We start from the raw sequence: 13,865 nt of genomic DNA, 5'->3' as shown, positions 1-13,865 counted from the left end.
AAAGGCAGCCTCAGGCGGGAACGGCAGTCTTGCGCTCGACATATTTGCCGAAGCGCTCGATGGCGTAATTGATGACGAAGTAGAGAAGGCCGGCGAAGAAATAGAATTGCAGGCTCATGAAGTTGCGGGAGATGATCTCCTGCGTGCGCAACAGCAGCTCGGCGACGCCGATCACCGACAGGAGCGTCGAGGCCTTGACCATTTCGGCGGCCGTATTGACCCAGGCCGGCAGGAACTGCCGCAGCGCCTGCGGCCACAGCACATAGGCAAAGGTCTGGCCAAAGGTGAGGCCGATCGCCTTGGCGGCCTCGGTCTGGCCATTGGGAATGGCCTGAAGCCCGCCGCGCACGATCTCGCCGACATGGGAGGAGCAGAACACCGCAAGCGCCAGGACGCCGGCCTGGAACGGCCCGAGCTCGATGCCGATGGTGGAGAGGACATAGTAGCTTGCCAGAACCAGCACGAGCACCGGCGTGCCGCGCACGAAATCGGTATAGGCGCGCACCACGAAGCGCAGCGCGCGATTGCCGTAGACCAGCGACAGGCCGACCACAACGCCGAGGACCGAGCCGAACAGGATCGCCAGCAGCGAGATCGACACGGTGACGCCGAGGCCCTTCAGGATGACGAGGCGGGCGAGCCAGAGCTGCTCGAGGAAAGCGGAAAGATCCATCATGACATCATCTCGGAACGGCAAGGCGGCGTTCGGCGAACCGCATCAGGGCCGCGATCAGGGAGCAGGTGGCCACGTAAAGACCGGAGGCGACAATCCACGTCTCGATGACGCGGAAGCTTTCGACATTGATCTTGCGGGCCTCGAAGGTCAGTTCCGGCACGGCGATCGCGGCGGCGAGCGAGGTATCCTTGAACAGGGAGATGATCGTCGAGGACAGCGACGGCAGCACGTTGCGAAACATCAGCGGTGCGATGATCGAGGTGCGGATCTGCATCGGCGTCAGGCCGATGGCAAGGCCCGCTTCGGTCAGGCCCCTCGGGATCGACAGGAGTCCGGCGCGAAAGACTTCCGCAAGGTAGGCGCCCGAATAGATCGCCAGCACGGCCACGAAACTTTCGATCTTGCCGAGCCGGACGCCCATCTGCGGCAGCGCGAAATAGGCGAAGAGCACAAGGACAAGGATCGGCAGATTGCGGATGACGGTGACGTAGGCGGCCGCCGGGCGACGCGCCCAGCCCGACCTGGCAATCAGCGCGAAGGCGACCAGCAGGCCGATCAGCGCGCCGATCAGGATTGCGACGACGGCAAGGCCGAGGCTGAGCATCAGACCTTCGAGAAGCTGGTCGAAGCTGCGCCAGACGGCGGCGAAATTGAGCGTGTAACCCACGTGGGTGTCCTGCCATGAAGGATGGAAGAGGTGACGAGGGGCTGGCCCTCGTCACGATGTCGGAGGCTTCGCCTTACTTGTACTCGACCGGGAAGCCGATCTGCGGCGGAGCAAGGTCCTTGCCGAACCATGTCTTGTAGGACTTTGCGTAGAAGTCGAACTCGACGCCGGTCATGGCTTCGTGAAGGGCGGTGTTGACGAAGTTCAGCCAGTCCTGGTCGCCGCGCTTGACGCCGCAGGCATAGGTCTGCGGATTCCAGCCATAGCCGGCGTCCTTGTAGCGTCCCTGGTTCTGGGTCATGTACCAGGCGAGCGACGACTGGTCGGTGGCCGCCGCGTCGGCACGGCCGGATTCCAGCGCCTGATAGATCATGTCGACGGATTCATATTGGTCGACCGTGGCTTCCGGCAAGGCGGCATGGACCATGTCTTCGGCGTAGACGTTCTGCAGAACCGAGATGGTGACGGACGAGCCGGCAGCCTTCAGCGCGGCATAGTCGGCATACTTGCCGTCCGCCTTCAGCATCAGGCCGACGCCTTCGCGATAGTAGGGAATGGTGAAGGCGATCTGCTGGGCGCGTTCACCGGTGACCGTCATGAACTGGCAGGTCAGATCGACCTTGTCGGTCGTGATGTTCGGGATGCGCGCATCCGAGGACTGGTTGACATATTCGATCTTGTCCGGATCGCCGAAAAGCGCCTTGGCGACGATGCGGCCCATGTCGACGTCAAAGCCCTGAAGCTTGTCGTCGGCGCTCTTGAAATGCCAGGGCGCGTTGGTGCTGCCGGTGCCCAGCACCAGATGGCCACGGGCGAGGACTTCATCGAGCTTGCTGCCATCGGCAAAGGCGGGGGCGGAGCAAAGGAAAGTGGCGGCGACCAGCGACATCGCACCGGCGCGGAAGGAAATGGTCATGACGTTCCCCTAGAACGAGCGTTTGTTAAATCCGATATACCGGACATTTGTCTGTTTTACCGGATTGACATATCAAGTCGGATGGCGGATGAGTTGTCAATAGGCTTCGCCGAGGAAATGTGCAGCCGCCCCCTCTGGCGCGTTATTCGGCAATGCAGCATCCGCCCCCTTCAAGAGGTTTTCATGCCCGACATTCCCAACGATCTCGCTGCGATCGACACACCCGCCGTCCTCGTCGATCTCGACATTGCCCAGCGGAATATCGAGCGATTCCAGTCCTATGCAGCGGAGCACGGATTGCGCGTCCGCCCGCATATCAAGACCCACAAGCTGCCGCTCCTTGCCGAGATGCAGCAGGCCGCAGGTGCGATCGGCATCACCTGCCAGAAGGTGTCGGAGGCCGAAGCGATGGTGCACGGCAGCGCTGCCATTACCGACGTGCTGATCACCTACAACATCGTCGGCGCGGAAAAGCTTGCGCGCCTCAAGGCCCTCGCCCTCAGGGTCCGCCTCTCGGTCGTCGCCGACAGCCGCGCGGTGGTGGATGGCCTTTCCGCCACCTTCCGGGACGCCGCCGAGCCGCTCGCCGTACTGGTGGAGTGCGATACGGGCGCCCACCGCTGCGGCGTCGCCGATCCGCGAGCCGCTGACGCCCTTGCCGCCTCTATCGATGCGGCGCCGGGCCTCGTCTTCGGTGGTCTGATGACCTATCCCCCGGCTGGCAGCGAGGCGGCCGTGCAGCGCTTCATGAGCGAGGCCAAGGCGCTGATCGAGGCGCGCGACATCGCCGTTCCCGTCATCACCTCGGGCGGCACGCCATCGATGATGCAGGCGGCGGATGCCCCCGTGGTCAGCGAATACCGGCCGGGCACCTATGTCTACAATGATCGCTCGCTCGTCTCGCGCGGCGTCTGCGGCTGGGATGATTGTGCGCTCACCGTGCTGGCGACCGTCGTTTCTGTGCCGGCGGAAAACCGCGCCATCATCGATGCCGGCTCCAAGGCCCTGACCTCGGACCTGCTCGGCCTTGAGGGCTACGGGCACGTGCTCGGCCGCGACGATATCGCCATCGACCAGCTGTCCGAAGAGCACGGGCGCCTGGTGAGTTCCGGATCCATCGGCCTTGCCGTTGGCGACAAGGTCCGCATCGTGCCGAACCATGCCTGCGTCGTCACCAATCTCGTCGACACCCTGCTGCTGGTCGGCGCCGGCCACAAGACCCCCGTCCCCACCCGCGTGGTCGCGCGCGGCCGGACCACGTGAGGCAGTGAGACCGAAGCCGCCCCATCACCGACACGGACACCGACACGGACACCGGCACCAGGCGATGACGGGCGACCGGCAGCGGCCTCATCGCAAGGACGGGAAGCCCCGGATCCGATCCTGCCATCGTCAGTCGGCCAGTTCGGTCGGCTGACCAGTGACGGCAGCGCCGAGATGCATTGCGGCCGGTTCCCGGACACAGCGCTTCAGGCCGGCCCGCCCGGACCGGACGTCACTCCGGCTCCGCCATGCGATAGCCCACGCCTGGTTCCGTGCGCACGATCCGGGGCTGGGTGGGATCGCGTTCGATCTTCTGGCGCAACTGGCCGATGAAGACGCGCAGGTAATGCAGGTCGTCGCCGTGAGCGGGTCCCCAGACGGATGTCAGCAGGGCGCGGTGGGTGACGACGCGGCCGGCGTGGCGGGCAAGCAGGAGCAGCAGATCGTATTCCTTCGGCGTCAGGTGAACCGTCTCGCCATCGCGCGAGACGAGCCGCTTGACGGGATCGATCGTCAGCCCCTCCACGTCCATGACGCTCGGGACGGCGTCGCGGCGACCGCGATGGCGAAGGGCGGTGCGGATACGGGCGGTCAACTCCCCGATGCCGAAGGGTTTTTCGACATAGTCGTCGGCGCCGAGGTCGAGGGCTGCGATCTTCTCGCTTTCGCGGTCGCGGGCCGAGAGGATGACGATCGGAATGTCCGACCAGCCGCGAAGGCTGGCGATGACCTCCTTGCCGTCCATGTCGGGAAGGCCGAGATCGAGGATCACGAGGTCAGGCGCCCGGGTGGCCACGGCCTTCAGCGCTTCGGCGCCCGTCTCTGCCTCAACGACCTCATAGCCCGCCGCCGTCAGCGACGGCTTCAGGAAGCGCTGGATCTGAGGCTCGTCATCGACCACGAGGATACGCGACTGGTTCATGAAAGATCGCCTCTTGCGTCATCGCTTCCGGGAAACCGCATGACGATGCGCGTTCCCCGCTTCTTGACGGCCGGGCTCTCCGCATGGATCCGCCCGCCCATCGCCTCGACAAAACCGCGGGCAATGGAAAGGCCAAGGCCGGTTCCCGGCGCCCGGCCGTCCGGCTTGCCCCTGCGATAGAATTTTTCGAAGATCCGGTCCAGATCCTCAGGCGGAATGCCCCGGCCGAGATCGGTCACCGAAATCAGCACATCCTTGCCGTCCCGGCGGGCATAGACGTTGATCGCTTCATCGCCGCCATACTTTGCCGCATTGTCCAGAAGGTTGAACAGTACCTGGCCGATCAGCACGCTGTCGCCCCGAATGAGCGGCAGGTCAGCGGCGATGCCGGTTTCGATCAGGCGCCCCGGCGCGTATTTGCGCGTGCGCTCGACCGCGGACTGCACGACGTCGGCGACATCCACCCAATCCTGCTTGGGTTTCAGCGTGCCGGCCTCGATGCGTGTCATGTCGAGCAGGTTGGCGACGAAGCGGCTCATGCGGCCGCTTTCCTCCTCGATCGACTGGAGAAGGTCGTCGCGCTCTGCCGCCGTCATGCGTTCGCCGAGTTGGCGCAGTCCTGTCACCGCGCCCGTGATCGTCGCGAGCGGTGTGCGCAGATCGTGGGAAATGGAGGAGAGCAGCGCTTCCCGATAGCGTTCGCCCTCCAGGCGCGCCGCCTGTTCGACGGTCTCCTCGGCAAGGCGCGCCCGGTCGAGCGCAATCGCCGTCTGGTCGAGGATGGCTGTCAGGGCACGCTCGGCATTGAGGTCGAGCCGGTCGCCCGCATGCTCGATGCCGCAGACGCCGACAATGCCGTGGGGACCGAGCAGCGGGCGGAACTCGAAACGGCTGTTGGGCAGCGTGCCCGTGCCGTGGCCGGCCGCCTCCCGCCTGTCATGCGTCCAGCGGGCCGCCGTCATGTCGGTCACGTCGAGTTCGGTGTCCGGCGGCCAGGCGGCAACCGTGTCGAGATCGCCCTTGCGCGGCACGAGCAGCACGATCTTGCGCCGGAGGCTTGCCTGCAACTGCGAGACGGCGAGCCAGATCGCGTCATCGCCCTTTTCCGTGCCCGCGAGCTTGCGGGAAAAATCATAGAGCGATTGCAACGCGGTCGCCCGGATGCGCGCGACCTTTGCCTGTTCGCGGATGCGCGAGGCGAGCCCCCCGGCAATAATGGCCACCGCGAGGAAGACGAAGAGCGCGAAGACCTCGTGGGGGGCGGCAATCGTAAAGGTGTGGCGGGGGTCGATAAAGAAGAAGTTGTAGGCGAGCGCCGAGAGGATGGCGGCCAGGAATGCGGCGGCATAGCCGCCGACCACGGAGGCACCGAGGACCGCGAGCAGAAAGAGCAGAGAGATGTTCGGCAACTGGACGAAGGCATCGATCGCCTTGCCGATGAGGGCGGTCAGGGCAACGAAACCCATCGCGGTGACGGCAGAGTGCCGGAGCGCGGCAGCCGCCGGCACCTCGAACCGCCTGTCCGCCCGCTCGGGCGAGGGGCTGTCCGGCGTGACGATGTAGATGCCGAGGCCCGATGCCTCGCGCGCCAGTGCATCAGGCAGAGACCGCGCGGCAAACCGCCACCAGGGCCTGGGCTTGCGGGCACCGATGATGATCTGGGTGACGTGCTCGCGCCGCGCGAGCTTCAGGATCTCCGAGACGAAATCATTGCCGATGATCCGGCGCGTTTCGGCGCCGAGCTGTTCGGCAAGGCGGAAGAGCGTCTCGATGCGTTGCAGACGCTCGGGCGTTTCGACCTCCCGGTCCGCTCGCTCGATCGACACCACCAGCAGGGGGGCATTGAGGCCGGAGGCCAGCCGGCTTGCGACGCGCACGACCTTTTCCGACAGCGGGTCCGAGCCGACGCAGACCAAAAGCCGCTCGCCCGTCGCCCAGGGGCCGTCAATGGCGTTCTGCTTGAGATAATCGACCATCTGGTCGTCGACACGGTCGGCGGTGCGGCGCAGCGCCAGTTCGCGAAGCGCCGTCAGATTGCCGAGGCGGAAGAAGCGGTCGACGGCGCGGCTGGCGCTTTCGGGCAGGTAGACCTTGCCCTCCTTTAGCCGCTCGATCAGCTCGGAGGGCGAGAGATCGACGAGCAGCACGTCGTCGGCGCGTTTGAGGACGATATCGGGCACCCGCTCGCGCACGGTGACGCCGGTGATCTGGGCGACGAGATCGGCCAGGCTTTCGAGATGCTGGATGTTGAGCGCCGTCCACACGTCGATGCCGGCCGCGATCAGTTCCTCAATGTCCTGGTAGCGCTTGGGATGGCGGCTGTCCTGCGGATTGGAATGGGCGAGTTCATCGACGATGACGATGCGCGGACGCCGCGCCAGCGCGGCGTCGAGGTCGAACTCCTCGAGCATGCGCCCGCGATGGGCAACCCTCCGGCGCGGCAGCAGTTCCAGCCCGTCGAGCAGGGCCGCCGTTTCGCTGCGGCCATGGGTTTCCACAAGCCCGATGACGAGATCCACCCCGTCCGCCCTCAAGCGCCGGGCGCGCGACAGCATCGCATAGGTCTTGCCGACGCCGGGCGCGGCGCCCAGGAAGACGGTCAGCTTGCCCCGGCGGTCCTTGTCCGCCAGGGCAAGCAGTGCATCGGGGTCGGGGCGAGCCTCGCCCCTGCGGTCGTCATCCGCCATCACGCTCTCACATCTTCAGCGCGTCGAGCGCCAGATTGAGCTCTAGCACATTGACCCTTGCCTCGCCGATAAGGCCGAAGGCGGGTTTGTGGACCGACCGGGCGACGAGATCGGCGACGACAGCGGGCGGTAGCCCCCTCGCCTTTGCGACGCGAATCACCTGCGCTTTTGCAAAGGCGGGCGAGATATGCGGGTCGAGGCCCGAGCCGGAGGTGGTGACGGCATCGGCCGGAACGGGTGCGGCGATCCCGGTCTGCTTCAGCCTCTCGACGTCGCCGACGACACGCTCCTTGAGCTTGGCCGATGTCGGGCCGAGGTTTGAGCCGGACGAGGCCGCAGCGTTGTAGGCCTGCGGCCCCGTCGCCGAGGGGCGCGGCCAGAAATAACGGTCGGAGGTGAAATTCTGGCCGATCAGGCTTGAGCCGACCACCATGCCGTCGCGTTCGATCCGGCTGCCATCCGCCTTGGAGGGCATGACAGCCTGGGCGATGCCGGTGATGCCGAGCGGGAAGGCGAGCCCTGTGAGGAGGGTGAGAAGAACGACCAGAGTAAGGGCGGGTCTGACGTGGTTGAGCATGATTACACCAGATGAAGAGCGCTGACGGCGATGTCGATGAGCTTGATGCCGGCAAAGGGCAGGATCAGGCCGCCGACGCCGTAGACGAGAAGGTTGCGGCGCAGCAGCGAGGCGGCGCCGGCAGGGCGATAGGCCACGCCCTTCAAGGCCAGCGGGATCAGGGCCACGATGATCAGCGCGTTGAAGATGACGGCCGAGAGAATGGCCGATTGGGGCGAGGCAAGACCCATGATGTTGAGCGCTTCAAGGGCCGGATAGGTCGCGACGAACAGGGCCGGGATGATGGCGAAGTATTTGGCGACATCGTTGGCGATCGAGAAGGTCGTCAGCGAGCCCCGCGTCATCAGGAGCTGCTTGCCGATTTCGACGATCTCGATGAGCTTGGTGGGGCTGGAATCGAGGTCCACCATGTTGGCGGCCTCGCGGGCGGCCTGGGTCCCGGTCTGCATGGCGACGCCGACATCGGCCTGGGCCAGCGCCGGCGCATCATTGGTGCCGTCACCGCACATGGCGATCAGGCGGCCGCCCTGCTGCTCGCGGCGGATATAGGCGAGCTTGTCTTCCGGGGTTGCCTGGGCGAGGAAATCATCCACGCCCGCCTCCGAGGCGATGGCGGCGGCCGTCACCGGATTGTCGCCGGTGACCATCACCGTGCGGATGCCCATGGCGCGCAGCGCCGCGAAGCGGTCCTTGATGCCGGGCTTGACGACGTCCTTGAGGTGAATGACGCCGAGCAGGCGGTCGCCATCGGCAACGCCGAGCGGCGTACCGCCGGTGCGGGCGACCTGGTCGACGGCGCGGCGGAATTCGGCCGGCGCATCCTGATCGTTGAGACCGGCGAACTTCAGGACCGCGTCGACGGCGCCCTTGCGCAGGCGGCGTTGGCCGATATCAACGCCAGAGAGGCGCGTTTCGGCGGTGAAGCTGATGACGGCATCGAAGGCGGCTTTCGGCATCGGCACACCGAATTCACCGGTCGCGAGCGCCACGACCGAACGGCCCTCCGGCGTTTCGTCCGACAGCGACGCGAGGAGCGCAGCTTCCGCCAGTTCCGCCGGGGTGACGCCGGGCGCGGCGAGGAAGTCACTGGCCATGCGGTTGCCGAAGGTGATGGTGCCCGTCTTGTCGAGCAGCAGCGTATCGACGTCGCCGGCCGCTTCGACCGCACGGCCGGAGGTGGCGATGACGTTGAAGCGCACCAGACGGTCCATGCCGGCGATGCCGATGGCCGAAAGCAGGCCGCCGATCGTCGTCGGAATCAGCGTGACGAGCAGGGCCGCCAGCACCGTCACCGAGAGCACCGTGCCGGAATAGCCGGCCAAGCCCCAGATGGCGACGCAGACGAAGAGGAAGATCAGCGTCAGGCCGGAGAGCAGGATCGACAGGGCGATCTCGTTCGGCGTCTTCTGCCGCTGTGCGCCTTCGATGAGGGCGATCATGCGGTCCACGAAGGAGGAGCCGGGCTGGACGGTGATCCTGATCCTGATCTCGTCGGAAAGCACCTGCGTGCCGCCCGTAACGGCCGAACGGTCGCCGCCGGATTCACGGATGACAGGCGCGGATTCGCCGGTGATCGCGCTTTCGTTCACCGAGGCGACACCCTCGATCACCTCGCCATCGCCGGGGATCAATTCGCCGGCCGCGACGAGAACGATGTCTCCCACCTTGAGGCTGGAGGCCGGGATGGTCTCCGTCTTGCCGTTGTACCCAAGCCGGCGGGCGACGAGTTCGGACTTGGTCTTCTTCAGGCTGTCGGCCTGCGCACGCCCCCGCCCCTCTGCCACGGCCTCGGCGAAGGTGGCGAAGAGCACGGTGAACCACAGCCAGGCGGCAATCTGACCGGAGAAACCGGCCGTGCCGGGATTGGAGACGAGGTCGCGGATGAAGAGGATCGTCACGACGATGGCCACGATCTCCGTCACGAAGATGACCGGGTTGCGCAACAGCTTTCGCGGATCGAGCTTGACGACGGCATCGCGCATCGCCGGAAACAGGATCGAAGGGTCGAGAAGACCGGATGCTTTTTGGTCTTTTGACATGGAAAGGTCCCTAAAAGGTCTGGCCGGCGAGCATGGCGAAGTGTTCGACGACGGGGCCGAGCACCAGCGCGGGCAGGAATTGAAGGCCGCCGAGAATGAGGATGATGCCGACGAGCAGGCCGACGAAGAGCGGGCCGTCGGTCGGGAAGGTGCCGGCAGAAGCCGGCGACTTCACCTTGGCGGCGAGCGATCCGGCAATCGCCATGACCGGCACGACATAGGCGAAGCGGCCGAGCAGCATGGCGATGCCGAGCGTGGTGTTGTACCAGACCGTGTTGCCGGAGAGCCCGCCAAAGGCCGAGCCGTTGTTGCCGGCCGCCGAGGTATAGGCATAGAGAATTTCCGACAGGCCATGCGGCCCGGCCGTGCCGATGCTTGCCACGGCAAAGGGCAGCGTGGCGGAGACGGCCGTGAAGCCGAGGATGACCAGCGGCAGGATGAGCACGGCGAGCATTGCAAACGCCATCTCGCGGCCCTCGATCCTCTTGCCGAGGAACTCCGGCGTGCGGCCCACCATGAGTCCGGCGACGAAGACGGCGAGGATCGCGAAGACCAGCATGCCGTAAAGGCCCGAACCGACACCACCCGGCAGCACTTCGCCGAGCTGGATCAGGAACATCGGCACGAGACCGCCAAGGCCCGTCAGCGAGCCATGCATGCCATTGACGCCGCCATCCGAAAGGCCGGTCGTGACGGCCGCATAGAGTGCCGTCATGGCCTGGCCGAAGCGGACCTCCTTGCCTTCCATATTGCCAAGGGCCGGGTCGACGCCGATCGCCGTGAGGATGGTATTGCCCTGGGCTTCCGCCCAGTAGGTAACGGCAACGCCCGAGATCAGCAGGACCGCCATGGCCGCAATCAGGGCCCAGCCCTGCCGGCGGTTTCCGACAATCTGGCCGAACGTATAGACGAGCGATGCCGAAATCGACAGCATGGCGAAGATGTTGAGGTAGTTCGACCAGGCCGTCGGATTTTCGAACGGGTGTGCCGCATTGACGTTGAAGAAGCCGCCACCATTGGTGCCGAGCTGCTTGATCGCTTCTTGGGATGCGACGGGCCCAAGCGCGATCACCTGTTTCGACCCTTCAAGGGTCGTTGCCGTGACCGAGGCGTCGAGCGTCTGCGGCAGGCCCATGGCGACGAAGGCAAGCGCCACGAGGATGGCAAGCGGCAGGAGCACGTAGAGCGTCGCCCGGGTCATATCAACCCAGAAATTGCCGAGCGTTGCGACCTTGGAACGGGCCAGCGCGCGGGTGACGGCGACGGCGAGTGCCATGCCGGTCGCGGCCGACAGGAAGTTCTGCACGGTCAGGCCCGCCATCTGGGAGAAATGGCTGAGGGTCGCTTCGCCGGCATAGTTCTGCCAGTTGGTGTTGGTGACGAAGGACACCGCCGTGTTGAAGGCAAGGTCCGGTGCCATCCCGGCAAAGCCCTGAGGGTTGAGCGGCAGAAAGGCCTGCAGCCGCAGCATGGCATACAGCGCGAGGAAGCCGGCAAGCGAAAAGGCGAGCATGGCGAGCGTATAGCCGAGCCAGCTCTGCTCCTTCTGGGGATTGATGCCGCTGACGCGGTAAAGATCCCGCTCGAGGCGCGCGAGCACGGGAGACAAGAAGGTCCGCTCGCCGGAAAACACCCGCGCCATGTAAAGGCCGAGGGGCTTGATGACGAGAAGCACGGCGAGGAAGAGAAGGCTGATCTGCAGCCATCCGACTGTTGTCATGAACCTGCTCCCGATCAGAAACGTTCGGGACGCAGCAGCGTCACGACGAGATAGACGCCGAGGGCAAGGGCGACGGCGAGGCCGAAAAGGGGTTCCAGCATGGGCGTTGCCCTCACAGCCGGTCGAGCGCGCGGGCATAAAGGGCGAGCACGAAAAGCGTGCCGGAGCCAAGCGCAATGAAAATGAGGTCGGACATATCCGTGTCTCCTGTTGGTAGAGGAGAAGGATTAGGACCAGACCGGATCAGGCTTCGATTGGGAAGGTCCGGGGCCGACGTAAAGAAAATATAAAGGCGCAGGCGGATGGCCAGGGATGACCGCCAGGCGAGCGGCCGCGCTGGCGGCCTTATCTCTGGCGCCGCTCGACAGGGGGACGGACAGGCCGGTGAGCGGGCAGGCGGGCGCGGGGTTTGATCCATCGCGCTGAGGGCGATCCGAATCAGGACTTTGACGGGCGCACGGGAGCGCAAGTTCTCCATGACCTTCGAAAGGATCGAACCGGGCCGATCCCGTGCAAGGCGCGCCATGGCTGGCCGGGCAGCGGTTACCCGTTGGCGGCGAGGCCGAAGCGCTTCAGGATGGCAGCGATCTTCTCATCCTGCTCGGGATCGGGAAGCAGGGCCGGCTGGCGGCTCGCACCCACGGAAGGGTCCTGCAGGAAGAGCGACCGCTTGACCATGGCGGGCGCAAAGCCCAGCGCGTAGAGATCCGTGCGGAAGGCGGTGAAGATGGCCTGCTGCCGCTCGGCTTCGGCAATGTCGCCGTCGTTGTAGCCCCTGAGAATGCCGGCCAGCACCTCCGGAAGGGCATTGCCGAGACCGGAAATGCAGCCGGCCGCGCCATTCTGCAAGGCCCACAACACGAGGTGGTCGGGGCCGGAATAGACGTCAAAACCGGGCATGTCACGGGAGACCGCGAGATAGGCCTCCAGCGTTTCCTTCGCGCCGCCGCTGTCCTTGATCCCGGCGATATTGCCATGGGCGGCCAGCTTGCGGGCCGTTTCCGGCTCGATATGGTTCTGGGTGCGGGCGGGGATATCGTAGAGATAGATCGGCGTCCTGACCGCATCGGCGACCGTCGAGAAATGCCGGATGAGACCATCCTGGGTGCAGGCGATGAAGAAGGGCGTGATGACGGCGATCGCCGTGACGCCGATGCGGTCGAATTCCTTCGCCAGCTTGATGGTCTCGAAGGTCGCAGGCATGCCGGCATTGACGATGACGTCGACCTTGCCGCCGACCTCTTCGACGACAACCTCGGCCAGCTTCACCTTTTCCTCGAAGGTGAGGGCGGTGAAATCGCCGTTGGTGCCGGCACACATGATGTTGTTGCCAGCGGCCACCTGGCGGCGGACCTGTGCGCGTGTGGCGTCGTAATTGATCGTCTCGTCCTCATGAAAGCACGTGACGAGGGCGACGAAGGCCTTTTTCGACATGGTCTGGTACTCCGGTAAAGCTGCGGGATCAGGGGGCGCGGGCCAGCCGCTCGGCGCGATGGCGCGCCTGCACGTCCGGGTCGGGATCGAGCCCGGCGGCGAGCAGCGCCTGCGTATAGGCTTGTTTCGGAGTCTCGAAGATCTCGCGCACCGTACCGAGCTCCACCACCTCGCCCCTTTGCATCACCATCACGTGGTCGGCAAAGTCGCGCACGACAGGCAGGTCGTGGGCGATGAAGATGAAGGCGATGCCCATCTCCTGCCTGAGCCTGTCGAGGAGAGCGATGACCTGCGCCTGTACGGAGACGTCAAGCGCGGAGACCGCCTCGTCGCAGATGATCAGCTTCGGCTCAAGCGCCAGAGCCCGGGCAATGGCGATGCGCTGGCGTTGTCCGCCCGAAAACTGGTGGGGATGGCGGCCCATATGCTCGGGCCCAAGGCCCACCTGCGTCAGGAGCTCGGCCACCCGCGCCCGCCACTTCGCCTTGGGCAGAATGTCGGGATGGATGACCCAGGCTTCCGAGATCAGCTGATAGACCGTCATGCGCGGATTGAGCGACTGGGTCGGGTCCTGAAACACCATCTGCAGATCGCGGCGCAGCTTGTAGAGATCCGCCGGCGAAAGGGTGAAGAGGTCCCTGCCCTTCCACAGCGCGGAACCGGAATCCGGCTCATCAAGGCGCAGCAGGATGCGGGCGAGCGTCGATTTGCCCGACCCGCTCTCGCCGACCACGGCCATGGTTTCCCCGGCCATGAGATCGAAGCTGATGCCCTTCAGCGCCTGGAAGGCACCATAGCTCTTGCGCACGTCGCGCACGCGCAGCACCGGCTCGGTGCCGGCAAGCGGCGCGTGCATCTCGCCCTTGCCGGGGGCGGCGGCAATCAGCTTCTTCGTATAGGGATGCTGCGGGTTCTTGTAGACCTCCCGCACCGTGCCCTGCTCGACCAGCACGCCCTTTTCCAT

12 protein-coding genes are annotated in these 13,865 nt (G+C 65.4%); 1 reads left to right on the top strand and 11 read right to left on the bottom strand.

Going from position 1 to position 13,865, the window contains the following annotated elements; genetic code table 11:
* Positions 1 to 10: 10 nt before the first annotated feature.
* The 3 genes from F3H41_RS18945 to F3H41_RS18935 all read right to left on the bottom strand — a co-directional run bounded on the left by F3H41_RS18945 (position 11) and on the right by F3H41_RS18935 (position 2,259).
* Positions 11 to 676 carry an amino acid ABC transporter permease gene (locus F3H41_RS18945; protein WP_188129538.1) on the bottom strand — a complete coding sequence of 222 codons (666 nt, stop codon included), beginning with the start codon at positions 674 to 676 and terminating at the stop codon, positions 11 to 13.
* A 4-nt stretch (positions 677 to 680) separates the two neighbouring features.
* On the bottom strand, positions 681 to 1,343 hold the full coding sequence (locus F3H41_RS18940; RefSeq protein WP_149740258.1) for an amino acid ABC transporter permease: 663 nt from the start codon (positions 1,341 to 1,343) through the stop codon (positions 681 to 683).
* Between the two features lie 73 nt (positions 1,344 to 1,416).
* Positions 1,417 to 2,259 (bottom strand): transporter substrate-binding domain-containing protein, encoded by an 843-nt coding sequence (locus F3H41_RS18935; protein WP_149740257.1) that lies wholly within the window; start codon positions 2,257 to 2,259, stop codon positions 1,417 to 1,419.
* A 183-nt stretch (positions 2,260 to 2,442) separates the two neighbouring features.
* Here F3H41_RS18935 and F3H41_RS18930 point away from each other — a divergent pair, with 183 nt between their 5' ends.
* Positions 2,443 to 3,522 carry a D-TA family PLP-dependent enzyme gene (locus F3H41_RS18930; protein WP_149740256.1) on the top strand — a complete coding sequence of 360 codons (1,080 nt, stop codon included), beginning with the start codon at positions 2,443 to 2,445 and terminating at the stop codon, positions 3,520 to 3,522.
* Between the two features lie 232 nt (positions 3,523 to 3,754).
* On the opposite strand, the gene F3H41_RS18925 is transcribed toward F3H41_RS18930, so the two are convergent.
* The 8 genes from F3H41_RS18925 to F3H41_RS18890 form a co-directional block, all read right to left on the bottom strand.
* Positions 3,755 to 4,444, bottom strand: a complete 690-nt coding sequence (locus F3H41_RS18925) for a response regulator (protein WP_149740255.1) — start codon at positions 4,442 to 4,444, stop codon at positions 3,755 to 3,757.
* Positions 4,441 to 7,131, bottom strand: coding sequence for a sensor histidine kinase KdpD (locus F3H41_RS18920; RefSeq protein ID WP_149740254.1), 2,691 nt, complete (start codon positions 7,129 to 7,131; stop codon positions 4,441 to 4,443). Before F3H41_RS18920 ends, F3H41_RS18925 begins: the two co-directional genes overlap by 4 nt.
* 7 nt (positions 7,132 to 7,138) lie before the next feature.
* Positions 7,139 to 7,708 (bottom strand): potassium-transporting ATPase subunit KdpC, encoded by a 570-nt coding sequence (gene kdpC, locus F3H41_RS18915; protein ID WP_149740253.1) that lies wholly within the window; start codon positions 7,706 to 7,708, stop codon positions 7,139 to 7,141.
* A 2-nt stretch (positions 7,709 to 7,710) separates the two neighbouring features.
* On the bottom strand, positions 7,711 to 9,747 hold the full coding sequence (kdpB, locus tag F3H41_RS18910; RefSeq protein WP_149740252.1) for a potassium-transporting ATPase subunit KdpB: 2,037 nt from the start codon (positions 9,745 to 9,747) through the stop codon (positions 7,711 to 7,713).
* A gap of 10 nt (positions 9,748 to 9,757) precedes the next feature.
* Entirely contained in the window at positions 9,758 to 11,467 is a 1,710-nt protein-coding gene (kdpA, locus tag F3H41_RS18905; RefSeq protein WP_149740251.1) for a potassium-transporting ATPase subunit KdpA, read from the bottom strand.
* A gap of 14 nt (positions 11,468 to 11,481) precedes the next feature.
* Positions 11,482 to 11,583 carry a K(+)-transporting ATPase subunit F gene (kdpF, locus tag F3H41_RS18900; RefSeq protein WP_210246679.1) on the bottom strand — a complete coding sequence of 34 codons (102 nt, stop codon included), beginning with the start codon at positions 11,581 to 11,583 and terminating at the stop codon, positions 11,482 to 11,484.
* A gap of 427 nt (positions 11,584 to 12,010) precedes the next feature.
* The gene (locus F3H41_RS18895; RefSeq protein ID WP_149740250.1) at positions 12,011 to 12,901 is read right to left on the bottom strand and encodes a dihydrodipicolinate synthase family protein; all 891 of its coding nucleotides are present in this window, start codon (positions 12,899 to 12,901) and stop codon (positions 12,011 to 12,013) included.
* A 28-nt stretch (positions 12,902 to 12,929) separates the two neighbouring features.
* On the bottom strand, positions 12,930 to 13,865 hold a 936-nt coding region (locus tag F3H41_RS18890), incomplete at its 5' end, for an ABC transporter ATP-binding protein (protein ID WP_149740249.1).

This window comes from Rhizobium sp. RU20A, from assembly GCF_900155885.1.
Taxonomy (GTDB): Bacteria; Pseudomonadota; Alphaproteobacteria; order Rhizobiales; family Rhizobiaceae; genus RU20A.
Note: the sequence above shows the minus strand (reverse complement) of the source record. Positions and strands in the feature narration are given on the sequence as shown.

Coding starts and splice junctions, on each gene's coding strand:
- F3H41_RS18920 (WP_149740254.1), bottom strand. CDS start 7,131: ATGGCGGATGACGACCGCAGGGGCGAGGCTCGCCCCGACCCCGATGCA.
- kdpB (WP_149740252.1), bottom strand. CDS start 9,747: ATGTCAAAAGACCAAAAAGCATCCGGTCTTCTCGACCCTTCGATCCTG.
- kdpC (WP_149740253.1), bottom strand. CDS start 7,708: ATGCTCAACCACGTCAGACCCGCCCTTACTCTGGTCGTTCTTCTCACC.
- F3H41_RS18930 (WP_149740256.1), top strand. CDS start 2,443: ATGCCCGACATTCCCAACGATCTCGCTGCGATCGACACACCCGCCGTC.
- F3H41_RS18945 (WP_188129538.1), bottom strand. CDS start 676: ATGATGGATCTTTCCGCTTTCCTCGAGCAGCTCTGGCTCGCCCGCCTC.
- F3H41_RS18935 (WP_149740257.1), bottom strand. CDS start 2,259: ATGACCATTTCCTTCCGCGCCGGTGCGATGTCGCTGGTCGCCGCCACT.
- F3H41_RS18925 (WP_149740255.1), bottom strand. CDS start 4,444: ATGAACCAGTCGCGTATCCTCGTGGTCGATGACGAGCCTCAGATCCAG.
- F3H41_RS18895 (WP_149740250.1), bottom strand. CDS start 12,901: ATGTCGAAAAAGGCCTTCGTCGCCCTCGTCACGTGCTTTCATGAGGAC.
- kdpA (WP_149740251.1), bottom strand. CDS start 11,467: ATGACAACAGTCGGATGGCTGCAGATCAGCCTTCTCTTCCTCGCCGTG.